This window comes from Aminobacterium sp. UBA4834, from assembly GCF_002400205.1.
Classification (GTDB): Bacteria; Synergistota; Synergistia; order Synergistales; family Aminobacteriaceae; genus Aminobacterium; species Aminobacterium mobile.
Window position 1 is genome coordinate 1 of the sequence record NZ_DHFC01000014.1, and the last position, 24,255, is coordinate 24,255.

At 43.2% G+C, this 24,255-nt stretch carries 23 protein-coding genes; 5 read left to right on the top strand and 18 right to left on the bottom strand.

Going from position 1 to position 24,255, the window contains the following annotated elements:
* Positions 1-245: 245 nt before the first annotated feature.
* The 3 genes from B3L97_RS04695 to B3L97_RS04705 all read right to left on the bottom strand — a co-directional run bounded on the left by B3L97_RS04695 (position 246) and on the right by B3L97_RS04705 (position 3,404).
* A complete protein-coding gene (locus B3L97_RS04695; RefSeq protein WP_286934372.1) occupies positions 246-1,640 on the bottom strand; it encodes an RtcB family protein in 1,395 nt (464 codons plus the stop codon).
* Positions 1,641-1,655: 15 nt separating this feature from the next.
* The gene (locus B3L97_RS04700; RefSeq protein WP_286934373.1) at positions 1,656-2,069 is read right to left on the bottom strand and encodes an archease; all 414 of its coding nucleotides are present in this window, start codon (positions 2,067-2,069) and stop codon (positions 1,656-1,658) included.
* A 213-nt stretch (positions 2,070-2,282) separates the two neighbouring features.
* Positions 2,283-3,404 carry a sodium ion-translocating decarboxylase subunit beta gene (locus tag B3L97_RS04705; RefSeq protein WP_286934375.1) on the bottom strand — a complete coding sequence of 374 codons (1,122 nt, stop codon included), beginning with the start codon at positions 3,402-3,404 and terminating at the stop codon, positions 2,283-2,285.
* A 301-nt stretch (positions 3,405-3,705) separates the two neighbouring features.
* Here B3L97_RS04705 and B3L97_RS04710 point away from each other — a divergent pair, with 301 nt between their 5' ends.
* Together B3L97_RS04710 and B3L97_RS04715 are read left to right on the top strand one after the other, a co-directional pair.
* Positions 3,706-4,845: a DUF362 domain-containing protein gene (locus B3L97_RS04710; RefSeq protein ID WP_286934377.1), complete on the top strand. Its 1,140-nt coding sequence runs from the start codon at positions 3,706-3,708 to the stop codon at positions 4,843-4,845.
* Positions 4,846-4,849: 4 nt separating this feature from the next.
* Positions 4,850-6,268 (top strand): hypothetical protein, encoded by a 1,419-nt coding sequence (locus B3L97_RS04715; RefSeq protein ID WP_286934379.1) that lies wholly within the window; start codon positions 4,850-4,852, stop codon positions 6,266-6,268.
* Here the strand turns inward: B3L97_RS04715 and B3L97_RS04720 are convergent.
* From B3L97_RS04720 to B3L97_RS04790, 15 genes are all read right to left on the bottom strand, one after another.
* Positions 6,240-7,151, bottom strand: coding sequence for a DMT family transporter (locus B3L97_RS04720; protein WP_286934381.1), 912 nt, complete (start codon positions 7,149-7,151; stop codon positions 6,240-6,242). The genes B3L97_RS04715 and B3L97_RS04720 overlap by 29 nt on opposite strands.
* A gap of 133 nt (positions 7,152-7,284) precedes the next feature.
* Positions 7,285-7,572: a hypothetical protein gene (locus B3L97_RS04725; RefSeq protein WP_286934383.1), complete on the bottom strand. Its 288-nt coding sequence runs from the start codon at positions 7,570-7,572 to the stop codon at positions 7,285-7,287.
* Between the two features lie 3 nt (positions 7,573-7,575).
* Positions 7,576-8,046 carry a hydrogenase maturation protease gene (locus B3L97_RS04730; protein ID WP_024821668.1) on the bottom strand — a complete coding sequence of 157 codons (471 nt, stop codon included), beginning with the start codon at positions 8,044-8,046 and terminating at the stop codon, positions 7,576-7,578.
* A gap of 62 nt (positions 8,047-8,108) precedes the next feature.
* Positions 8,109-9,542 carry a Ni/Fe hydrogenase subunit alpha gene (locus B3L97_RS04735; protein WP_286934386.1) on the bottom strand — a complete coding sequence of 478 codons (1,434 nt, stop codon included), beginning with the start codon at positions 9,540-9,542 and terminating at the stop codon, positions 8,109-8,111.
* Positions 9,543-9,563: 21 nt separating this feature from the next.
* Positions 9,564-10,103, bottom strand: coding sequence for an NADP oxidoreductase (locus B3L97_RS04740; RefSeq protein ID WP_024821666.1), 540 nt, complete (start codon positions 10,101-10,103; stop codon positions 9,564-9,566).
* A 3-nt stretch (positions 10,104-10,106) separates the two neighbouring features.
* Positions 10,107-12,128, bottom strand: coding sequence for a molybdopterin-dependent oxidoreductase (locus B3L97_RS04745; protein ID WP_024821665.1), 2,022 nt, complete (start codon positions 12,126-12,128; stop codon positions 10,107-10,109).
* A 21-nt stretch (positions 12,129-12,149) separates the two neighbouring features.
* Positions 12,150-13,943, bottom strand: coding sequence for an NADH-quinone oxidoreductase subunit NuoF (locus B3L97_RS04750; RefSeq protein WP_286934389.1), 1,794 nt, complete (start codon positions 13,941-13,943; stop codon positions 12,150-12,152).
* Positions 13,944-13,958: 15 nt separating this feature from the next.
* Entirely contained in the window at positions 13,959-14,327 is a 369-nt protein-coding gene (locus B3L97_RS04755; protein WP_286934391.1) for a (2Fe-2S) ferredoxin domain-containing protein, read from the bottom strand.
* 20 nt (positions 14,328-14,347) lie between these two features.
* The gene (gene nuoE / locus B3L97_RS04760) at positions 14,348-14,818 is read right to left on the bottom strand and encodes an NADH-quinone oxidoreductase subunit NuoE (RefSeq protein WP_286934393.1); all 471 of its coding nucleotides are present in this window, start codon (positions 14,816-14,818) and stop codon (positions 14,348-14,350) included.
* Between the two features lie 408 nt (positions 14,819-15,226).
* The gene (locus tag B3L97_RS04765; protein WP_286934394.1) at positions 15,227-15,895 is read right to left on the bottom strand and encodes an energy-coupling factor ABC transporter ATP-binding protein; all 669 of its coding nucleotides are present in this window, start codon (positions 15,893-15,895) and stop codon (positions 15,227-15,229) included.
* Positions 15,892-16,587, bottom strand: coding sequence for an ABC transporter permease (locus B3L97_RS04770; protein ID WP_286934396.1), 696 nt, complete (start codon positions 16,585-16,587; stop codon positions 15,892-15,894). The genes B3L97_RS04765 and B3L97_RS04770 overlap by 4 nt, the downstream gene beginning before the upstream one ends.
* Positions 16,588-16,690: 103 nt before the next feature.
* Positions 16,691-17,536: a substrate-binding domain-containing protein gene (locus B3L97_RS04775; RefSeq protein WP_286934397.1), complete on the bottom strand. Its 846-nt coding sequence runs from the start codon at positions 17,534-17,536 to the stop codon at positions 16,691-16,693.
* Positions 17,537-17,689: 153 nt separating this feature from the next.
* The gene (locus B3L97_RS04780; RefSeq protein WP_286934399.1) at positions 17,690-17,815 is read right to left on the bottom strand and encodes a hypothetical protein; all 126 of its coding nucleotides are present in this window, start codon (positions 17,813-17,815) and stop codon (positions 17,690-17,692) included.
* Positions 17,816-17,861: 46 nt separating this feature from the next.
* Positions 17,862-19,250, bottom strand: a complete 1,389-nt coding sequence (locus B3L97_RS04785; protein ID WP_286934403.1) for an MATE family efflux transporter — start codon at positions 19,248-19,250, stop codon at positions 17,862-17,864.
* A 15-nt stretch (positions 19,251-19,265) separates the two neighbouring features.
* Positions 19,266-20,927 carry a phosphoenolpyruvate carboxykinase (ATP) gene (locus B3L97_RS04790; protein ID WP_286934404.1) on the bottom strand — a complete coding sequence of 554 codons (1,662 nt, stop codon included), beginning with the start codon at positions 20,925-20,927 and terminating at the stop codon, positions 19,266-19,268.
* A 324-nt stretch (positions 20,928-21,251) separates the two neighbouring features.
* Between B3L97_RS04790 and B3L97_RS04795 the strand changes: the two genes are divergently transcribed.
* Genes B3L97_RS04795 through nrdD form a run of 3 tightly spaced genes read left to right on the top strand, consistent with a single transcriptional unit; the run spans position 21,252 to position 24,185 of the window.
* A complete protein-coding gene (locus tag B3L97_RS04795; protein WP_051461093.1) occupies positions 21,252-23,303 on the top strand; it encodes a ribonucleoside triphosphate reductase in 2,052 nt (683 codons plus the stop codon).
* Positions 23,300-23,995: an anaerobic ribonucleoside-triphosphate reductase activating protein gene (locus B3L97_RS04800; protein WP_024821655.1), complete on the top strand. Its 696-nt coding sequence runs from the start codon at positions 23,300-23,302 to the stop codon at positions 23,993-23,995. Before B3L97_RS04795 ends, B3L97_RS04800 begins: the two co-directional genes overlap by 4 nt.
* A gap of 37 nt (positions 23,996-24,032) precedes the next feature.
* On the top strand, positions 24,033-24,185 hold the full coding sequence (gene nrdD / locus B3L97_RS04805) for an anaerobic ribonucleoside-triphosphate reductase (RefSeq protein ID WP_024821654.1): 153 nt from the start codon (positions 24,033-24,035) through the stop codon (positions 24,183-24,185).
* The last annotated feature ends 70 nt before the right edge of the window (positions 24,186-24,255 follow it).

Below are 24,255 nucleotides of genomic sequence, written 5' to 3' on the forward strand. Positions count from 1 at the left end.
TCATTCTGTAAAACCTCCTCTACTCTTAAAATGCGTCTGTTCTGGAACTACTTTATCAATGCCCATGTTTTCCAAAGATTCTATTATAATATGTTTTTATTTTTTATGTTGTCTGAGATGTTTTTAAACTCTCTACTTGTTTTGTTATATTTTTCATTAAAGGACATAAAAAGAAGCTCCCGAATTTTTATAAAAACTCAGAAACTAGTTTTTTGCTTAGAGCAAAAACTTTATGAAAATAGAGCCTATCCTTTCATCACAGCTAAGGGACGAAGTCTTGCCACCTTTAAACTGATACCAGCTTTTTGAACAACATCTACAACATTCGACACAACCTTATATGCTTCTGGCATTTCTTCCCCTAGGGTTCGAGGACTTTCAGCCATTACGGATATCCCCTGTTCTGATAAGATTTTAAAAAGATCCTGCCCTCGCGCTCTTTTCACTGCTTCATTTCTACTCAAGACCCTTCCAGCGCCATGACATGTAGACGCAAAAGTCTCTATCTCTGCTTGTCCAGTTCCCACAAGAACGTAACTTGCTGTTCCCATACTTCCCGGGATAAGAACCGGTTGTCCTTGAAAAGCTCTTGTAGCCCCCTTACGATGAATGCAAAGTTCTTTCCGATGCCCTCCCCATTCGTGAGTTTCAATGTGGGCCATGTTATGACTCACATCATAAACAGTGCGAAGAGGTACTTTGGGGAAAAATGCTGTAAAAACATGACGCACCGCATCTGCTATCATATGGCGATTTGCCAAAGCAAAATTAGCTGCCGCTTTCATAGCTCCCAAATATTTTCCCCCTTCCTCTGATTTTATAGGAGCACAACAAAGTTGGCGATCAGGGACAATTATATGGTAACGCTCCATGGCACGCCTCATAACCTTGAGATAGTCATCACACACCTGATGCCCCAATCCTCTACTTCCACAGTGAATCATCACCGTAATACACCCTGTTTTTAAGCCTAATTTTGAAGCCTCTCCCTCGTCAAAGACTTCGTCTACTACTTGAATTTCTAAAAAATGGTTCCCAGACCCTAAAGTCCCCAACTGAGTTCGACCTCGTTCTTTAGCTCGATTTGATACTACTGAAGGGAGAGCTCCTTCTAAACAGCCATTCTCCTCTGTGTGGTCCAGATCACTCTCAATCCCATATCCAGCCTTCACAGCCCAACGGGCACCATCTGTAAGTACCTTTTCCAACTCTCTATCTGATAGTTTCTGCCTGCTACTAGACCCCACTCCACAGGGTACTGCGGAGAAAAGTGCTGGCAACAATTTATCCATTACATTTGTAACATCTGCCACAACGAGGCTAGAGCTAAGAAGACGAACTCCACAGGAAATATCGTAGCCTACACCACCGGGAGAAATAATTCCTTCATCCACGTCGAAAGCAGCAACTCCGCCAATTGGGAAACCATATCCCCAATGGATATCAGGCATAGCAAAGCTATATCCGATAATACCTGGAAGACATGCAACATTGGCAACTTGTAGAAGAGCATTTTCCTCTTCAAGCATGGATTCTATATATTTATCAGCGTAAATAAGCCCTGGCACCCTCATCCCATCTTGCGCCTCGCGTCCGAGAAGGAGACGGACGTCATCCATTCTCGTCAAGGATCTTTTCATATTCTTCACCTCTCGTTATACATCCAAAAAAATCCGAAGAAAGGGATCGGGGTATCTTCGGATAACCAACCCTCCATATGTAGCAGATTTCACAGGAAGACGTACTCCGTGTCTCTCAGACAAAACTCCTTCTACTGTAATATGAAGGGGCTCTGCTATAACATGAACAGATGTGGGCACAAAGAGAACATGACGTGTTTCCACTATGAAAATAAGCTCATTGAGCCATGAAACCACTAGCTCTTCGAGGTCTATGCCATCTATTTGTAAAATTTCCTTCCTTTTCTCATAGTTTTTTCCCAGCTCCTCCGTCTCTCCATAACCTAATGCATACAAAGCAAGAGCTGATTCTAAAAAAAGTTCGTCAAGAGAAGCGGCCTTCACTTCAAAACCTACATCTGCTGTGTGTTCTATTTCTTTCCAAGACATTTGATCACATCCCTCTACAATAAAAAAGGAGCGCCCCTTGCAGGAGTCGCCCCTAAAAGTTAGAATCGAAAAGAAACAGTCGGGCATATTATTCGCCTCGTCCGACAGTTCCTGCTTTAATTTATCCTCTTTATAATTCTATTTTTATCTTACCACATACCTTCAAGAGAAATATTATTTACTCTCAACTTCATCATACCTTGCCCGTTTGAATTAACTTAACATGGCAATTAAAAGTCCACCTGCTAAAACAGAACCAATTTGTCCAGAAACATTGGCAGCTACCGCAGGCATAAGAATAAAACAAGTTTTGTCCTCTTTATTTGCTATCTTTTGTGCCACTCTGGCTGCCATAGGAAAAGCAGAAATGCCCGCCGCTCCAATTATAGGATTAAGCTTAGTTTTGAGAAAGCAGTTTAATAATCGAGCCGACAGCACGCCTACTGCTGTATCAAGAACAAAAGCAACGAGTCCCATACCTAAAATCAAGAGAGTCGATGGCTGAAGGAAACGATCAGCGGTAAGCGTTGCCGAAATAGCTAGGCCCAACAAAATAGTTACAATATTAGCAAGTTCATTCTGAGCTCCTTGGGCCAAACGATCTACCACACCACTCTCTCGCAAAAGGTTACCGAACATAAGGAAACCAATGAGAGACACTGAGGCTGGCACAAATATACCAGCTACGATGGTAACGATTATAGGAAAAAGAATCTTTGCCTTTCTAGAAACCGGCTTTTCTAAATACATCATGGGTATTTTCCGTTCCCGTGTCGTAGTGAGTAAACGAATAATAGGAGGTTGTATGAGAGGAACTAGAGCCATATATGAATACGCCGCTACAGAAACAGGCCCTAAAAGATGCGGGGCAAAACGAGAGGCCACATAAATTGAAGTTGGGCCGTCAGCCGCGCCAATAATCCCTATCGCAGCAGCTTCGTTTAGATCAAAGCCCATTAGAAGGGCTAACCCTAACGTGAGAAAAATTCCAGCTTGGGCCACTAAACCGAAAACTGCCGTAAGAGGAGATTGCAAAAGCGGAGAGAAATCAATCATTGCCCCTACAGCTATAAAGATAAGGAGAGGGAATAGTTCTGTAGCAATACCCACGTCGAAAAGAAGAGAGAGCGCACCTACATGAACTTTACCAGCCACCATTTGAGTTAAAGCTGATGTAAGTGGAATATTGACAAGAATCGTTCCAAACCCCATGGGCAACAATAATGTTGGCTCATATTCCTTTACTACAGCAAGATAGATAAGGAAAGCTCCAATCCCGATCATGGTGATCTGCTGAAAAGACAGGGCCATAACCCCTTCCAAAAAATTTCCCATATTTACAGTTCACTCTCCCATCATTTCTGTTCTATACTAATATTAGTAAATTAGTAAAAATAATAGCTACGACAGTCTAAATAAAAAGCGAGACCTCCAGCATGACTTATGTCATACTCGAAGGTCTCGCTTATTGGCTCTAAAACCAACGACAGTGCCAGGCTTAACGCCATGATGTTGACACTGCCTCTCAAGCTACTCCCCTTCAGGAACTTCCTTGATATTGTATTTATTCTAGCTTAAGCTTATTGAAAGTCAATATAAAAGAAATTTTCATTCGTTATTAGAAGAGGCGATAAAAATGGCTGTTATCATGTTATTAAAGCAAGAAAACTACGAAGAAAAATCACTACGAAAAGCTGTAGAAGATATCTTTTCATGTTTTATAGACGCACAAACACCTATACGGCCTGGAGATTCCATACTTCTAAAACCTAATTTACTCTCTGCTTCTTCGCCAGATAAACGTATTACAACTGATCCTGCTTTGGTTAAATCTGTTGCTGAAGCAGTTCTTGACCGGTACGGCCATCCAGTAATAGGTGATAGCCCTGGCCTTGACCGATTTGCATCGGTTGCAGAAAAAACAAAAATGAACGATATAGCCCGTCAACTCCAAATACCACTGGTAGAACTTACAGACCCCATTCCAGTGAACCCCGGCCCTCAGGCTAAATTTCACCGCATCGAATTAGCTCGCCTAGCATTGGAATCTCATATGATTATCAACATACCCAAATTAAAAACACACGCCCAAATGCTTCTTACTTTAGGCGTTAAAAATTTGTTTGGAACAGTAGTAGGGCAGCAAAAAGCTTCGTGGCATTATAATGTAGGGTTAAATCGGGATCTTTTTGCCGAGCTTCATCTTGATATTTACGAAGCACTTCATCCCGTTCTTACTATATTAGATGGCATATGGGGTATGGAAGGGCATGGACCTGGGAATGGTACTCCCCGCTTCTTTGGATTGTTGGGAGCTTCTAGCGATACTCTCGCTTTAGATTTTACCATTTGTACCCTTCTTGGCGTAAACCTTGTTCACTTTCCCCTATACCGAGCCGCAATGCGACGGGGAATGAACATAAAAATAGAGGATGCTTATTTTAACAGAGAGATGCCCCAGGCCTTTTCCTTTGATAAAGTCTTTATTCCCAACTTAGACTCTCTTCATCTTCTTCCCTCCTTCCTGGATGGAATTTCTAAGCGCTTTCTTGTGTCAAGACCTATACAAAACAGAAAGCTATGTATTCGATGCAGAAAATGTGAAACAATTTGCGCTGCTAAGGCTATAACTTTGGACTCATATGGGAAACTTTCTTTCGACTACAATAAATGTATTCGATGCTTCTGCTGTCAGGAAGTCTGCCCCAATAATGCCATTGAATTTCAAAAAGGAATTATCCTCAAAATACTTGATTTATTTAAGAGCAGGAGTTGATGAAGTGAGTTGTCCTTTTACACGATGGGAAAATAACCAAGAATTGCTACAAGTGTACAACGCTTTTCTTGATTTATGGAGAGAATACACGAAAAGGGCTGCTTCAGATGATACTTCGGATCATATAGAAGCCCGAAAGCTATGGCAAAAAATTGGTGATGTTTACTGGCAATTAGTGTGGAGTCTCGTCTCTGCCCAAATAGAAGAAGAACCCGAACAATTATTCTTTGATGAGGTAGAAAGGGCTTTTATTGATTATGGAATATTGCCAGATCTTTTTGAAGAATCTCCTTCTTTCAGCGAGGAAGAGGCCCCCGTCGGTTTATTTCAGTACTTCCACATGACAGATTATTTTAATGAACTATATTCTCTCGTCTTCCAAAAAGACTACGCCGGCCCTTTAAAAGGCCCTTCTCTAGAAGAACGGCAAGGACAGATGGAACACCAGCTCGAGTCTCTTAAGAAAAGACTTCACCTTCTCTTGCAGGTTATTTTTGATATGGGGCTCTCATCTCCAGAGCTCAATATAACATCTCTTCTTTCCAGCCTTGAAAAGAATTTAGAACTTTACACTGAAGTACATTACAGGACTCGGAAATATCGAGAGAGTCCCGATGATGAGAGGCAGGTCATGGCATCAGGTCATTACGCTTATAACGAAGCTGAAAAGATGATGCTTCGCCTTCTAAAAGATACATATACTGCGTCTGACTCCCCCCTTTCTGAGGAAGAGTTGAGCCGGGTACTCCATCTACACCAACAAACTCAATATATTGCTATGTCCTTGTGCTATTTTGAAATGGAAAAAGAGAAATGGCGGCAGAAAAAAGAGCGATTTCAAGAAAAGTATGAAAAAGAAACCCCTCCTTTTCTCAAAAGAGAGATACGTAATATCTTAGCCGTAAAACAAGAGTATATATCTCTTACTGCTAAAAGTGCCAGGCTGGACAAAACGCCCCTTCTCTCTCGTGGGAGACATATGCAGCCTCTTTCTTTGAAGCAGATAGCCTCTCAAATAGAGGGGATGGTTAGTCGGGATTTAGACTTATTGCGGGTCTCTCGTATACGAATGTATGGGCTCCCTACAGTTATTATGGTTCCTGGGCAGGGATATGGAACATATGACTGGAGCGATAATACCTTTCTTATCCCTTTGGCTTCGGCTCATAACCATGAAAAAAATGTCGCTTACGCCTTAGGTACCTTTCGGTGGGATAGCGATGAAGATCGGGCTATAAAAAACAGTTATGAACTGATTAAAGAAAACAGGAAAAAGTCTGTAATTTCCCTCAGTCAATCTTTTTACAAAGATTACTATACGTGGATAGTCAAGGAGTGTAAGGGGTATCGAGTCCTTCCTCGAGAAACACATAAAGTTTTTAAGCAGATTTTTCCTACTGTTGAAAAATGGAAAATTTGCTAGAGATTTTTCCTGTAGCGAGAACTACAGCTATCGTGATTAATAAGCTCCCTAACAGCTCCCCTGCTGTAGGGAGCTGTTTCATAAAAAGAGACGTCAGCGTAATGGCTATGACAATTTCAATGGTAGCGATAGTACTCGCCGTAGAAGCCTCAATGGTACGCAAGGCTAAAAAATACGATGAATAACCAAAAAGACTAACCCCAAATCCTACATATAAAATCCACCCCCATTGAGCAGGGGACAGGGAACGCAGAGCTTGTACCCACCCTGTTAAAGAGACGCTGTGAAAAACACCATAAAAGAGAGCAATCCAGAAAAAGCCAAGGAAATGAGCATAGACAAAGAGGCTCTCCTGAGCAATAAATTGATTCTTAGCAACCCAACGGCCAAACAAAGAATACGCAACCATTCCCAGTACTGATATAAATATCCACAAAAAACCTCGGACAGACTCCCTGATAAGGAGGGATGTGCCTGAACCCCAAACTGTCACTCCTACCCCTATTAACCCTAGAAAAGCCGCTAAAATAAGAGTGGGGGATGGAGGTTCTTTCATAATGAGAGCAGATCCTATAAGGGTCAATAAAGGATATGTGTATAAAACAACCACGGCTGTAGCTACTGTAAGATCTTGAAGCGCCATAAAATACCCCACGTAAATTCCTACCACTCCGAATATGCTAAAAAAACCCACTAAAATAAACTGTTTAAACGAAATACGGAAGAGGGAAGGATCTCTCCATAACAAAAAAAGTCCTCCGCCGAGGAACACGCACACAGCCCGTACAAGTGCCACAAGAAGCATATCAGTTTTCAAAGCAGCTAGAATTTTCCCAACCGGACTCAAAGTTCCCCATAAAAAACTTGCAACGAGGACAAACATAATTCCATCTCTTTTATTACTAGTAACCGTAATAATCCCCGCCCCTCTTCGTCTTTATAAAAAATACGGGAGGCAAAAAATTCTACCTCCCGTTGTAGAATAAAACTTCAGATTTGAGACATAATTTTATATTCTAGTGGTGATGATGGCAATGAGCCTCCTCACATCCCTCTAAGAGAAAACTTTCTTCCATCTCCGTTAGAGCTTCCCATAGCCTTTTAAGCGCTGTCCTTTTGGCTTTAATAGCCTGAAAGAAGGTATTTTTGCCTTCGACACTCTCTACTGCGTGCCATCTGGCCACTAAACTCGTTATAGAATCCAGCTCTTCAGAAATAGTTTCTCTTAAAAGTTCCGCTTCTTCCAGAGCCCCGTGTACATGGACATGACCTTCAGTTGCTTCTGGCGTAATAACTTTGCACATGGTTTATTCTCCTTCTTGTAAAGATATAAATTCTTTCCACCACTTCCGAAAGGCTTCCTCCGCCTTCTTCGCTCCATCCATACATTGGGAGGTTATTATTTCACTGAAATTAAAAGAAAAACCAGAGATAGAAAGAAGCAATGTTTTCGGCTTCACCATTCCCAGCCTCTCCATAAGAGACAAGAGCCATGCTGGACCCATAGAATGGATATTTAACCCTTCAAGGAGAGGATTCGCATCTAACTCTTCTAACGCATATCCTTCTGGGAATTGTCTTGCATCGGCGTCAACAAAAACGACAACATCCATGTCTTCCAAATCGTAAACTAGCTCTGGAAGAAGCTGTTGACCACTCCATATACTCACAGAAACTCCCTGCTCTTCCAACCAACTTGCCACTAATGGAGCCACATATAAACCGACACTATCATCTTCACGATAAGGATTTCCAAATCCAGCTATAAAGACTTTCATACAAGCTCCTTTAGAAAAGCAAGGCCGGGAAAACAACACCGACCTTGCCATAATACAACAAATTAATTCTTTTCTACAGTTCGAATCTCTCGCCCATTCTCATCCACTATTGTCATCTTCAGCGGCATTCGTCCTACAGCGTGGGTAGAGCAGGAGAGGCAAGGGTCATAACACCGAATCACATGTTCCATCCGGTTCAGGGCCCCCTCTTTGACAGTACCGCCATGAACATACTGCCGAGCCACCATTTCCACGCCTTTATTCATGGCATAATTATTATGACCGGTAGCAACAATAAGGTTTACTTTTGTTATAGCACCCTTTTCGTCCACCTGGTAATGGTGGATCAATGTTCCGCGGGGAGCTTCTATGACTCCTATGCCCTCCGGCTGAAGTTCGCTTGATGTAATTCTGAGTTCGCTTCCGGTGATATCTGGATCATGAAGCAGTTCTTCCATACGCTCCGCAGCATATAAAGCTTCAATAAGTCGCGCATAGTGATAGTACATAGTATAGTGCACCACACCATCATTTGTCAGTTTTCTAAAGGCTATCAACTCTGCTGAAGCTTCTGGAGTAGAAATTCCATCACAAGCGTTGAGACGCCCTAATGGCCCAACTCGATAACTACCATGAGGGAAACCCAACGGTCTATAGAAGGGGAATTTTAAATAGCTCCACGGTTCCACATGCTCTCCGATAAAAGATACATATTCTTTGCTGTCGAATTCATCGGTAATTCTACCTCGTGGACTTCGAAGACGAATACGTCCATCGTAAAGCTCTAAGTCCCCTTCACGAACAAGACCGAGATAAGATGTTTCAAAAGTTGCAAACTCTTTGGCTTCTCTTCCATGTTCGGCGAGATAGTTTTTGATTAAGTCCAAGGCTTTTCGAAGGTCTTCTTTTATTTTAGGAAGCCTTCCCAATAGTTCATCTCGTTCCTCTACCTTCAGGCTCCTGTTCACACCACCTGGAATGCTGTGCCATGGGTGAATTTTTTTGCCTCCGAGCGTTCTAATTACTTCCTGTCCGAACTTTCGTATTGTCACACCCATAACGGCAAGGTCTGGAAATTCCTGCACTAGCCCAGCCACATTTCTCTTTGTCGGATCGGCATCAAACCCGAAAAGCAGGTCCGGACTCGACAGGTGGAAAAAAGAGAGAGCATGAGACTGAACAAACTGTCCCATATGCATTAACTCCCGCAATTTATGAGCCGTAGGAGTAATGGTAACTCCAAGGACTGCGTCACACGCCTTGGCCGAAGCAAGATGATGGCTGACAGGACAAATGCCGCAAATTCTAGGGGTAATAACCGGCATTTCCCTGAAATCTCGCCCCTGGGTAAAGGCTTCAAATCCTCTGAACTGAGTGACGTGAAAACGAGCCCCCTCTACCTCGCCCTTACCATTCAACATTACCGTAATTTTCCCATGTCCCTCGATACGGGAGACAGGATTGACAACGATTGTTTTTGCCTTCTCTGCACTCATTTTAAGTTCCCCCCCTGCTCCCTAGTCATACCTCATCATATCCACAGGGACCTTAGGAATTCGACCCTGAAGGATCTCCTGAAAAACGTAATAGATAGTATCCGCATCCGGAGGGCATCCAGGAACATAAACATCCACTTTTACTTCATAGTCTACCGGAATGGCATGGGGCAAAAGATGGGGGATATTTTCTCCTGGAATCACAGCCGTGGGGTTTACCGTAGAGACAGTATTCACGTACCCTTCCTTGAGGACATCTTCAGGTTTCATGAAATTTCTCATACAGTTAATGCCACCGAAGACAGCACAATCACCCCAAGCAATGAGTATTTTACACTTCTTACGTAACTCCTTAGCAAGATGAAGCTCTTCTTCGTTACCCAAGGCCCCTTCTATAACTCCTACTTCCACCTCAGGAAACTCCTTAATATCCGTTATCGGTGTAGCTGTAAGATCCACCTTATCCAGGAGGTCAATAATCCGCTCATCGATATCGAGAAAAGACATATGGCATCCGGCACAGGCTTCAAGCCATACAGTAGCGACTTTTGGTTTCGACATTCTCTACACCTCCTCAGAGGAGACCACTTGGGCCTTATCAGGAGAAAATCTCGACTTAAAAATGTTTTCACAGGGCGAAGCAGAAGAAGAGACAAGTGAAATGCCCATTTTTGACGCGAGATCCTGAAAAACCTTTGAAAGCCCACGGAGCCCTTCCTTAGGAGGAACAATCATATTAACTCGACGTCGCTCCCCTTCCAAAGTACAGAAGTGCCCACTTCGTTCGTACCATGCCGGCATTGGGAGAAGAACGTCTGCCATATTCACAAGAGGACTCACCATGTACGGCGTTTGTACAACTACAAACCGGGCTTTATTCACAGCTTCAAGGGATTTGGGATCTTCCGGAACCATGCCTGTGGAATTCACATAAAGGAAATCCATGTCAACACTTTCCAGCCAGGGCTTTTCCCCGAGTACCGTATTCCAGGCACCAAGGCTATTGCCACTGAGTACCATGGGGACAAGACCTAATCCATCTTCAAAAATACCCTGAGCTGTAATAGCCATGTTGACAGCTTCGATGACAATTTGAGGATATTTTGCCAACCTCGAACCCAGAATGACAATTGGGTGCTGGGCTTCAGAAAGATACTTTACAGCCTTCGCCACCTCTTCTGGCTCTATTCCGGCTAAGTCCGCTACAGAGGAAATCCGGTTCTCAGCATCCTCTCGTCCTGCTACAGCCTCGGTGAGAGAGACAAGAGCCCCATGCAAAACTTCTGCAGAAATACGAATATCCACATCGCTAATGGACTCAAATGGATTGTCTTTCGCCGAGAAATTAATAAGTTTGGCTCCATTTTTAACAGTTGCAACACGAATATAACTCGCCACCACGGGAGCTTCTTCCTGGGGATTACCACCTATGACTATAATAGCATCGCTATTAAGGATATTATGAGCGGCCGTAAAAGGGCGAATTCCTTGGCTCATAAAGGGACGGAATCCCTCATTAAACCCTCGAAGTACATCCCCATTAAAACAATCTATTTTCTCGAGCTTCAAAGCACCACGGAAGAAATCAGATATCACTGTTAATTCCTCATCTGTGGAAAGCCCCGAAACTAACGCCCCGGCCTTCCCTTCAACTCTGGCTGAAGTTAACTTGTCTGCCACAACTTCCAAAGCCTCATCCCAAGAAGCTTCGTGGAAAGATGAACCTGACCGCACCATGGGAACGGAAAGGCGCGTCCGTTCCGTAGATTCGGGAAGCCACCAGCGACCTTTATGGCACAATTGTCCTCCATCAGGACTATTAACAGCCGCCCCCTCTACTCGAGCTACACTTCCTGTCCGCACATATGCTTTTATTTTGCAACCTAACGGACAGAGAGGGCAAATACTTTCCACAATGTCGTCGCAATCATTACGACGCCCACGGTAGACGAAGTCACGAATGGTAATGGTACCAGTAGGGCATACCTGAGCACAGGCCCCACAGGAAATACACGTATCACTTTCACCAAGAACTTTACCGAGATCTGAAACAACGCTGGCATTCCAGCCTCGTTTTTCAAGATCTAAAGTATGAGCTCCGACTTTCTCATCGCACACACGAATGCACCGCAAACAAAGGATGCATCGATTATGGTCCATCTGCAAATCTTCATCTGTAGCATCATTATGAAAATCTGCATACAGATAAGGATAACGAACCTTATCCATTCCATGTTCGATTGCAAGACGCTGCAGTTCGCAATCTCCACTCTGAGAACAAAACATGCAAAAATGGTTTCTCCCTGCAAAAAGGAGTTCAAGAATCTGTCTTCTATATTCTGTTAATTTCTCCGTTTTAGTGTGAACAACCATACCATCAGAAGCAGGGGTCGTGCAGGCGGTTAAAAGCTTATTGTTCCCCTCTACTTCCACTACACACATTCTGCAAGAGCCTATTGCTGAAATTCCTTCTAAAAAGCAAAGGGTTGGAATATAGACATCATTCTTACGAGCAATATCTAGAATTGTATCTCCATGAACGCCTTTACAGGTTTTCCCGTCAATATTTAGAGTAATTTCGCTCATATTCGCATCCTCCCTGCCACTCTAGCCTTTATGAATGGCTCCGAAGGGGCACTTATCATAACAGGTGCCGCAACGGATACATCTCTCTGTGTCGATAGTGTACCCCAACGCTCTATCCCCAGGGATACAGTGTACCGGGCAGTTTCGAGCACAAAGGCCACAGCGCTTACAAAGGTCCTGGTCGATAGAGAATTCAATAAGTGCAGGGCAGACACCTGCCGGACACTTTTTATCTCGTACGTGAGCAATATACTCATCTTTAAAGTAACGAAGAGTTGTAAGTATAGGGTTAGGAGCAGTCTGCCCTAATCCGCACAGAGACATTTCCTTAACCATAAGGGCAAGGTTCTCCAATTTTTCGAGATCTTCAAGCGTGCCCTTACCTTCAGTAATTTTGTTAAGAAGCAACAACATTTGTTTTGTTCCTTCTCGGCAAGGAGTGCACTTCCCGCATGATTCACGCTGTGTAAATTCAAGGAAGAACTTAGCAACATCAACCATACAGTTATCTTCGTCCATAACGACCATGCCGCCAGATCCCATAATGGCTCCGACTTCTGCAAGAGATTCATAGCTTACGGGAATGTCGAGATGTTCTTCCGTAAGGCACCCTCCACTGGGGCCTCCAATCTGGACAGCTTTAAACTTTTTATCGTTCAGAATACCGCCGCCTATATCGAAAATAATTTCTCTCAAGGTTATACCCATAGGAACTTCTACAAGACCAGTATGTTTCACCTTTCCTGTAAGGGCAAAAACCTTGGTTCCCTTAGATTTAGCAGTTCCCATGGCCGCATAATGAGCGCCACCGTGACGAATAATATAAGCAACATTGGCCCACGTCTCAACGTTATTGATGTTGGTAGGATTCCCCCATAGACCTTTATTTGCGGGGAAAGGCGGGCGGGGACGAGGCATGCCTCGCTGCCCCTCGATAGAGGCCATCAGAGCTGTTTCTTCTCCACACACAAAAGCTCCGGCCCCCTCCTTGATATGAACATAGAAGGAAAAATCAGTTCCCATAATGTGGTCACCAAGCAACCCATATTCCTCTGCTTTGGCAATGGCGGTTTTTAAACGAAGTATTGCTAAAGGATACTCTGCTCGACAATAAATATATCCTTCACTTGCCCCTATAGCATAAGCCCCTATCATCATGCCTTCAAGAACACAATGAGGATCCCCTTCCAGTATAGAACGGTCCATGAAAGCACCTGGGTCTCCTTCATCTGCGTTACAAATTACATATTTTTTATTCCCAGGAGCTTTGGCACAAAAACTCCACTTCAACCCTGTAGGGAATCCACCGCCTCCGCGCCCTCGCAATCCAGAGGTTTTAATTTCATCAATAACCTGTTCGCGAGTCATTTCTGTCAGAGCTTTGCCGAGGGCTTCATATCCGTGGCGAACAATATACTCTTCTATATTATCTGGGTTGATATAACCACAGTTCTCCAGAGCAATACGATGCTGTTTGCCATAAAAAGGAATTTCTTTATAATGAGGGACTTTAGGAGCTTCTTCGGAGACGGTATAAAGAAGACGAGAGACAATGCGACCTTTCAAAAGATGTTCTTCTACAATCTCTGAAACATCGCTTGCTTTAACTTGACAATAAAAGGTCCCTTCAGGATAAACCACCACAATTGGACCCATCTCACACATTCCATGACAACCCGTCGGGACAATAAGAACTTCTCTATCGAGTTTCTGCTTCCGCAGCTCATCGCGAAATGTGTCCATCACTTCGTGAGATCCGTTGGAGGTACATCCGGTTCCTCCACAGATAAGGACATGGGAACGATAGATTGGCATCCCCCTTTTCCCCCCTTAATCTGCTCTGCCAATAGCCAGTTTTTCTACTATATGGCCATTAACAACGTGTTCAGCAATAATAGTAGGCACATCGCTCGGTGTTACATTACCGTAAGTAATACGTTGCCCGTCCCGTATTACATCAACAAGGGGTTCATTTTGGCACATTCCAATACAACCAGTGGTCTGAACGTGTACTTCCGTAAGTTTTCTCTTTTCCACTTCATCCATAATGGCCGTCATTACTTCTCTAGCTCCAGCCGCTATCCCACAAGTTCCCATGCCGACAATAATGACAATCTTCCCTTCGGCTCGTGCCGAAGTCAGATCCTTTGAAGATTCCCGTATCTTTTTAAGTTCGTCAAGATTGCTGATCTTTGCCATAGCCGTCCTCCTCCTCGTCGTTATTCAAACTTAGCAAGCATTCCGGCCACCATATCGGGGGCTAGACGCCCAAAAGTTTGGTTGTCTACCACCATGACAGGGGCAAGTCCACATGCTCCAAGGCAGGCAACCGGCTCAATGGTAAACCTGAGATCGTCAGTAGTCTCATTTTCGCTCACGCCAGTAAGCTCTTTTACTTTTTCCAAAATCTTGAGGCTTCCTCGAACGTGGCAGGCTGTACCACGGCAAACTCGAATAACATGTCGTCCTCGAGGCTTCAAATGGAACTGTGCATAAAAAGTCGCCACCCCATATATTTCTGCCTTGGGGATTTTTAATTCCCTAGAAATTGTTTCCATCACTTCGGGAGGTAGATACCCAAATTCCTTCTGAGCTTCCTGAAGAATCGGGATGAGACCACCCTTATGATTCTTCCACGGAGCCACCATATCCCGCGTTTTCTGGATCCTTTCCAATTCCACCTGTGCCATGATTCCCCTCCTTGTCGTGAATTCCCAGAAAATCTGGGAAAAGGACCTCTTTCTGCAAGATTTTAAATAAGCAAAAGGCCGCCTCCCCTTGGAAAGCGACCCCTTTTTTCTTTTTACAGAGGGGTTTATTTATTTATTTCTTCTTTTCACCATCAACCAAGAGCCCCCTCGTGTTTTTCCAGTAGAGGTAATAATTTTTGAAGAAAAGGAATATTCAAAAACTATGTTCATGCTATCACATGAACTACAACTGTACAACCCGATGAAAGAGTGTATATTGCGTCCATTATTCAAAAATTGAGCAATATCTGATTGAAATAAAAAAGATACCATATAAAGAGATAGAAACAGCGGAAGAGAAAATAATCTGTACAGAAATAAATGATGGGAACGTGAGAGGGCATAAAATTAGGATTTTTTTATATCTTTTTCAATACACCCCTCAGAAAGGAAAATCAGCCTATCAGATACATTCTTTACCCACTCTGCATTGTGACTTACGAGTAATAAGGTTGTTCCCCACCTCTCTCGACACATTTTTATTGCATGTTGTATAAGATCAGCGCTCTCTTTATCCACACTGGCCGTAGGTTCATCGAGCAAAAGAACTTCTGGCTTTAAAACCAAACGACTGGCCAAGGCCACTCTTTGCGCCTCTCCCCCAGAAAGCTCAAACCACCTGCGAAAAGTAAAAATCATAGGGTCTAAACCTACAATAGAAAGAGCCTCAGCTATTCTTTGTTCTCGCTCTTTTTTTATTATACCCCTCACTTTCAAACCAAAGCCAACATTCTCACGTACGCTTCTTTTTAACAAGTACGCATCTTGTAATAAAAGAGTTACTGACCGTCTTAACTCAACTGTCAAATTCGAAACCAATTGTCCTTTAAAAGAAATGTGCCCTTCTACTGGGGGTTCTAAAAAAGCTAAAATGCGAAGCAACGTACTTTTCCCACTACCGTTGGGCCCCAGAATTCCCACAATTTCGCGAGAATGTATTTCTAGCTCTTGAATATCCAGAACGCAACGATTTTTATAATAATGTCTTATTTTTTGCAGGGAATATAACGTCTTCATATGGCGCTTCTCCGTTTAAACTCGGAAAGGAGTAAATTGACTATTAATACAAGAAGAAGTAAAACGAGGCCAAGAGCTATCCCCATGGCAAATTCTCCTTTCCCTGTTTCCAGAGCGATAGCTGTAGTAATAGTTCGAGTATGCCATTTGATGTTACCACCCAACATCATAGAAACGCCTACCTCAGAAATAATTCGGCTATAGGCCGCAATTCCAGCCACTATAATGGCATATCGTGTCTCCCAAAGAGTACTTAAAATCAACTGTTTCCTCGTAGCACCCAAAGTGAGAAGAGTATGACGAAGCTGCACTTCAAGTCCTTCCACAGCGGATGCAGTAAGGGCAATAACAATTGGAAGGCCCAGGAAAACCTGTCCCACTGCTACACCCTCTAGAGTAAAAAGAAGGCCAGCGCTGCCCAAAGGTCCTCGTCTGGAAATAAAAGAGTACACAATCAGGCCTACAACTACTGTGGGAAGGGCCAAAAGAGTATCTACACCTGTACGGATAATAGAGCGCCCAGGGAATGAAACGGTACCAAGCATAAAGCCTAAAGGGATGCCTACACTAATAGTAGCTAAAATGGATATAGATGAAATTTTAAGGGTCGTAATAATAGCAGACCAGGTTTCAGGGTCACCTGAAAAAAGCAAGTCTATCGCTGTTATGAAACCTTGCGAGATGTATCCCACGATATATCTCCTCTTTAACTTTTAAAAAGCGCTGCTTTCAATAAGAAAGACAGCGCTTATTTTTTCACAACCTCAATCTACTCTACTATATATTGTATTAGCGCTATTGCTGAGCGTTGGGGAAGAATAATGTCTTCCCCAGGAGGGTGTATTGTCCTACCTTTTCTTGAACTACAGGAGAGACCATCCAGTCAATAAACTGCAACGCCAGATCGTACTTTACATTATCACAACGAGTCGGGTTCACGGCTATGACGCTGTATTGGTTTCTTAAAGCCACATCCCCTTCTACCGCTATATCAAAAAGAGATTTTCCCTTATTCACATCTTCGTACTTAATATATGTGCCCCGATCTGTCATAGTGTAACCAGAACGTTCTGCTGCAATATTGATAGTATTCATCATCCCTTGACCAGTCTGAATGTACCACGACTCTTTATCAGGAGCCATACCGACCTCTTCCCACAAATCCATTTCCAAGATATGAGTCCCAGATTTATCTCCGCGACTGACGAAAGGAGAACCAGAAACCGCAATCTGTTTCAACGCATCCAACACTAACATCCCCTTTATCTTTGCTGGATCATCTTTAGGACCGATAATAATAAAATCGTTATACATTACCTGGCGACGATTGACCCCATAGCCATCCTGTACATATTGTTTTTCCGTGTCAGGAGCATGCACAAGTAATACGTCCACATCGCAATTTTTCCCTAATTCTAAAGCCTTTCCAGTGCCAACAGCCACCCACTGTAACTCAATCCCCGTGTCTTCTTTAAAAAGCGGCGCGAGATAATCAAGCAACCCTGTATTATCAGTGCTCGTAGTTGTAGCCATTCGCAGTACATTGTCAGCAGCAAAGAGAGGTAACCCTACCCATATGAAAAACATCGCAAGGAGTAAGGCAAAAATGCCTTTGCGATACTTCTTATAGTATATACACATATTAATACCCCCTCTCCAATATAAAAATCCCCATAGGGACACCTATGGGGAGGGTATCATACCGTTAATTTAAAAGCAATGTATGTTTTTCTAAAAAATTCTCTCAGGGAACTCGCCCTGTTGAGGCGCAAACATGCAGAGAAGAGAGGGAACCTAATCTAGCAGGATACCAGTTTCCAAATTCATCTTTTTGCCAGAAACGCTGAATTTCTGGAGTTTTACTACGTTAGAGATGTAGCGACAAAAATACCAAATTCCGTCTTGCTCCTTCATCCACACAGGCGTCGCCCTCCTTATCGGGAGCATTATACTGCCATATTTCAAGCTATGCAGTCGTTTGCACGTCCTGTCTCTCTTCTGAATCTCTCTCTATCCTATATCTTTCCAAATATTGGAATTGTCTCTTCAGGAGAAAGGCTGCAAGTAAACCCCCCCCTACGTCAGATATGGGGAAAGCCATCCAGACCCCATCCGTACCTAAGAGAGGAGGCAGGAAAAGAAGAGGAGGGATAAAAAACAGTACCTGGCGACAAATATTAAGCAGCAGGCTTTGACGTCCTAATCCAAGGGCTTGAAAGGTATAAGACGCGATAATGGTTATGCCCGCAAAGACGACACAACTATAAGAGATAACAAGACCTCTGGCTGCCATGGAAATAAGCTCTGGGCTTGTAGAATTAAAAACTTTCACAAGACATTGAGGGAAAGCATAGACAACAATGCAACTTAAGGCAAAAAAAGTTATAGCTCCGCCAAGGGCGAACTTAATAGTAGATTTGACTCTATCGATATTTCTCGCTCCAAAATTATATCCAATTATGGGCTGAGCCCCTTCCCCCACCCCAAGAACCGGTAAAAAAAGCATGGAGTCAAGACTGAAAAAAACACCAAGAGCCGAAATGGCAACTTCTCCCCCATAAACTTTCAATCTCTGATTGAGAAGCCCCAAAATAAAAGTAAAAGTAGACTCTAATATAAAGGGAGCCATACCAATAGAGACAATACGCTTTACAATATCTTTTCGAAGACACATATATTTAAAGCGAATACGCAGAGCCCCCTTTTTCCTCACATAGAAAGAAAGAGCCCAAAGAGCAGCAAGCATTTGGGAAATAATGGTAGCTAAAGCAGCACCTTCAAGCCCCATGTTAAAGACGAGTATCATTAACGCGTCAAGGAGAATATTACTTCCAGCTCCTAATAAAAGGGTCATCATGGCAAAATGGGGGAACCCTTCTGCTCTAATGAAATAGTTGAACCCGAAGCTCAAAAGAGAGAACGGCATCCCTATTAATATAATTTGCAAATAGCTCCTGCCATAAGGAAGCAACGTTTCTGTGGCTCCTCCTAAACGCAAAACAACATCGAGAAAAAACCATCCTAATATCATAGCAAAAATACTTGCTAATCCTAGCAAACAGATAGCATTACCCATAATATTTTCAGCATGTCGATGCTTCTTTTGCCCTAAAGATATAGAGATAAGAGCAGAAGAACCTACTCCAACAAGAAGCCCTACCGCTACTCCAGCTACCATAAAAGGGAAAGCTACCGCTATGGCCGCAATTCCCGTTGGGCCTACAGCATGCCCCACAAAAATGCGATCTACAATGTTATAGAGCGCATTAGCAACAAGCCCCGTAATTGCCGGAGCAGAGAAATGAAAAAGAAGACGGGGGATCGATTCCTCCCCCATCCTACGAAACATATCCATTTTTTCACCTGCTTACTAAGCTTCGCTTGGATACCCCAAATCTTTCGTTACATTTTGCAGTGCTTCCAGCGTTTCACGAGGAAGTCTATCTGTCCCGCCTCGTTCTGATTCCCTAGATTTAATGAAAGCAATGCGATCTTTCATCCTGGCGAAAATCTCTTTTTTGTATTGAACATCTTTTAAGTCTAATGGGAACTCTTCGAGCTCCATAATTTCTAACTTTGACAAAGGCAGAAGAGGGGAAAACCGAGCTCGTCCCTCCACAATAGACTCTATAATCTGGAGCGTATGATGAGGTTTTACTTTCTTCCCCATGAAATCACCTGTATTAAGAATATAGCAGTCGACTCCTCCTGACAACAGTGTTTTAAAGCGCTCGTAATCTACACTGAGAGGATACGTACGGAAAGGATTGGCGTAGGGCTCAAAAACCAGGGCATTAGGGTCCACTCCAGGCGCCAGGCGTTCCGCTGTGGTCCTACGAGTAGCCAAGGTCGCCCCCATGGTAGCACCGAGAATAGGATCGGAAATTTTGAGCACTGGAGGGATAGTAGGATCCTTCATCAGCCAGAAAACAGCATTGATAGGCTCGTCAATACGATCCACTCGCGTAGGCGACCATAACTTGGATTTAATAGCCCGCCCATTCCCGTTTCGAAGATCTTCCGTTACTGCATAGATAAATCCGTTCTCTTTTTGTATAGCCCCGCAATTTTGTAAAGTAACAATAAATTTATTGTCCTCGCAGTCCATCGGATAATCTTGAACTTTATCAAAATAAGCTGGTTCAAGGGCTATGGAAAATCTGTCTTTCAGGTTGATAACGAAGGCATCATCGTGAAGAACTGTGATATCATAACGATTTCCGTGGCGAGCATGGGTTATAGTGGATTTCCCAGAGCCAGACAATCCAAAAACAGCCATCACAAAAGAGCGATTTCCTTGAAGATTATATCGTTTAAGCCCTCCGTGGCACGAGGCAAAACCGTTACGGACAGCAGTCCCCCAAGCTAAAGTAAGGGTTCCTTTCTTCAATTCACCAAAATAACGCATCCCTAATATAGCAGCACAGTTATGTTCTGGATCGAAGAGAGCAAGACCCAGAGGATAATCTGGGTGCTTCCATTCAGGGTCGACAAAAATATAGATATCTCCATCAGGATACTGACGAGATTCTTTATACATGTCGTTATAAATCTTATTTGTATACTGAAAATTCAGTAGCCAATTATAGAGCATATTTTCATGGCCTTCAGGAATTAGGAGGTGAGCTTTCACCATAAAGTCTTTTTCCAAGCCAATGACAGCTTCTGCAGCATAAAGATGTCTGTATCGAGTTTGATAAACGGCCTCTCTCAACAAAGAAGCCATTTCATCCACAAAAACCCCAGGGTCGCCTATAATCCGTCGAGCGGCGGCACATCGACCTACCACAGCGCCATCATTGAAAAGAAGGACATGGCTTCCCTTAGGTAATCCCTGACCTTCTGGTTCATATACTGGCATTCCTGTTAACTCCACAGTGCCAGAACTCCGCCTAGCAAGCTCATAAGCTTCACGAGGCGACGAGATGGGAAATACATTATTTCCCCAAAATGCTGTCTCGACAGTCGTCCGAATCCTCGAGACTATCTTTCCGAAAGACTCTCGATCAACAAACTTTTCATATGTGGCCATAAGGACTCTCCTTTTCTCGTCTCCGCATATGTTTAATCAAACATATGTTTTCTTATTTCGTAAAGGGTGAAGAGTTAGTTCACTTCTAGCATCTTCCGCTCTCTTTCTCCCGATAGTTTATCAATCTTACAATAAGCAAGAAGATCCGACCATAAGAATAATGATTTTTAAATAAAAAAGCCGAATAACCATATATATAGAGTTATAATAAAGAAACATTGGCTTATATAGTGTCCTATAGCATACACACCGGTTTGGATTTTTTCTTCATGGGATGTATAATCAGGCCCCAAAACAATAGCACACGCATTGAGGAGGTTTCTCATGGTGATACGTCAGATTCGTAAAAGAGACGGTCATGAAGTGCCGTTTGATGAAAAGAAAATCACCACAGCTGTCATGAAAGCAGCTCGGGCCGTCGGACACGAAGACCCTCTAGCAGTAGGCCAGGAAGTAACCCGCCAAATCGTATCCCTTCTGGAGATATTTTTTAACAAAGAGGGGATACCTACAGTAGAGCAAGTACAAGATCTTGTAGAAAAGATTCTTATTGAAAAAGGGTACGCCACTGTAGCCAAAGCGTATATTCTCTACAGAGAACAACATGCCAAGATGAGGGATACTCGCAAGCTTCTTGGAAACGCTGCCGATATGATCGACAAATATCTACAAAAGCTCGACTGGAAAGTAAACGAAAATAGTAATATGAGCTACTCTCTCCAAGGGCTGAACAACTATATCGCATCAGAGATAACAGCTCAATACTGGCTTCAGGAAATATATCCCCCCGAGATACGGGAAAAACATGTCTCTGGTGATTTGCATATCCATGACCTTAGCAACCTCTCGGTATATTGTTGCGGATGGGATCTTTACGATTTGCTTGTCAGTGGCTTCACTGGGGTACAGACTAAAATCAGCAGCAAACCAGCTAAACATTTCCGCAGCCTTTTAGGACAAATCGTTAACTTTTTTTACACTATGCAGGGGGAGTCGGCTGGAGCCCAGGCCTTCTCAAACTTCGACACATATTTAGCCCCTTTTATTTATTACGATACATTGAATTACCGGGATGTGAAACAGGCTCTACAGGAATTTATCTTTAACCTGAATGTACCAACAAGAGTTGGCTTTCAAACCCCCTTTACGAATATTACCATGGATCTCGTTCCTCCTCGCATACTCGCCGGCCTTCCCGCCATAGTCGGAGGCAAGCCCATGGATAAAACATACGGGGAGTTCCAGAATGAAATGGACATGCTCAACAGGGCGTTTGCTGAAATAATGCTAGAAGGAGATGCTACTGGAAAGGTATTCCCCTTCCCCATCCCCACTTACAACATTACGAAAGATTTCGATTGGAACAACGAGGTTCTTAATACTGTGTGGGAAATGACGGCTCGCTATGGCATCCCTTATTTTTCAAACTTCGTCAATTCAGATATGAAACCAGATGATGCTCGTTCCATGTGTTGCCGACTTCGACTCGATAATCGAGAGCTCCGTAAAAGAGGGGGAGGCCTTTTTGGCTCCAACCCCATGACAGGATCTATAGGAGTCGTAACACTGAATTTGCCGCGTATCGGATATTTAGCCACAAGCGAAGAGGATTTTCTAGGTAAGATTTTTGAGCTCATGGAGATAGCGAAAGAAAGCCTTGAAACAAAACGAAAAGTGTTAGAGAGGCTCACTGACGCCAACCTGTACCCTTACTCAAAATTCTATCTTCGATCCATCAAAGAAGAGAGTGGTTCGTACTGGAACAATCACTTCAACACCATCGGCATCAACGGGATGAATGAAGCGCTATTAAATTTCATGGGAAAGACTATCGCTCATGAAGAAGGGATGACTTTTGCCATTCGGATTATGGACGCCATGCGAAATCGCCTTGCCGATTTCCAGGAGGAGACTGGCAATCTTTACAATCTGGAAGCCACCCCCGCAGAAGGGACAAGTTACCGTTTTGCCAGGCTTGATAAAGATCGGTTTGGAAATAGCATTATAGCGGCAAACGAAGAACATGTCCGGCAATGGGGAGCAGAACCATATTATACGAATTCTACCCAACTGCCTGTAGGCTACACTGATGATATTTTTGAGGCCCTTGAACTTCAAGACAGCCTTCAAACTCTCTATACAGGAGGGACTGTATTTCACGGCTTCCTTGGGGAGAGCATGCCCAGTGGAGAGAGCACAAAAAGACTCGTCCGGAAAATAGCTGAACATTTCCATCTCCCCTATTTTACTATCACGCCTACGTTCAGCATTTGCCCCATCCACGGCTACATTCCAGGGGCGCACGAGTATTGTCCCTATTGTGATGCCGAGAACGGTATTACAGAGGAAACAATCGAAGAAGTGGTAGAACATTGAAAATAGCTGGTCTTATCCCTTCAAGTTTGATCGATTATCCAGAGAAAATAGCAGCCGTCGTTTTCACAAAAGGGTGCAATTTCAGGTGTCCTTATTGTCATAATCCCGAACTTGTAAACACCCTGGATAACGTAGATTTTCTTGAGGAAAAAGATTTTTTCGGATTTCTAAATAAAAGATTTGGTCTCCTTGACGGTGTAGTTGTTACTGGGGGAGAACCTACCCTTTATTATAAAGAGCTCCCTGCTTTTTTACGTCAGATTAAAGAGATGGGATTCTTAGTAAAACTTGATACGAATGGAAGTCATCCAGAAGTAATACGTTTTCTTTATAGCGAACATCTTGTTGATTTTATAGCTATGGATATAAAGGCTTCTCCTGAAGGCTATTTGAAAACGGCGGGGTACCCTGGATCTTTGGAGCCTATTATGGAAAGTATTTCCTTAATAGCACAAGGCCCGATCCTTTACGAGTTTAGAACTACCGTAGTTCCAGGGCTAACAAGCAATAAGGAAATGGAGGGCCTTTGCCGAATGATACGAGGAGCCCAGACCTATGTAATTCAAAATTTCAGGGGCACTCGCACTCTTTCTCCAACCTTCTCTTCCTGTCGAAGCTTCTCTCTTCAGGAACTCAAGGAATTTCAGGACATTGCCAGGGAATATGTAAAAAATGTTACTTTACGGCCTTAACGATTTCATAACGTAAACAAGGGGGTCAAAACAGATCATGGAAAACAAAAAACGAACACGATGTGAAGTATATTCCCGAGTTGTGGGCTTTTTAACACCGATATCGCAATGGAATAAGGGTAAAAAGGAAGAGTTTCGCGATAGAAAAACTTTTGATAAAGTCATTCATCAATCTGAACCTACAAAATAAAGTGGACTCTCTTGCAGAGGGATTTGCACTCAAAGGCATCTGTTGCACAACAGATGCCTTTTCCTTTCTA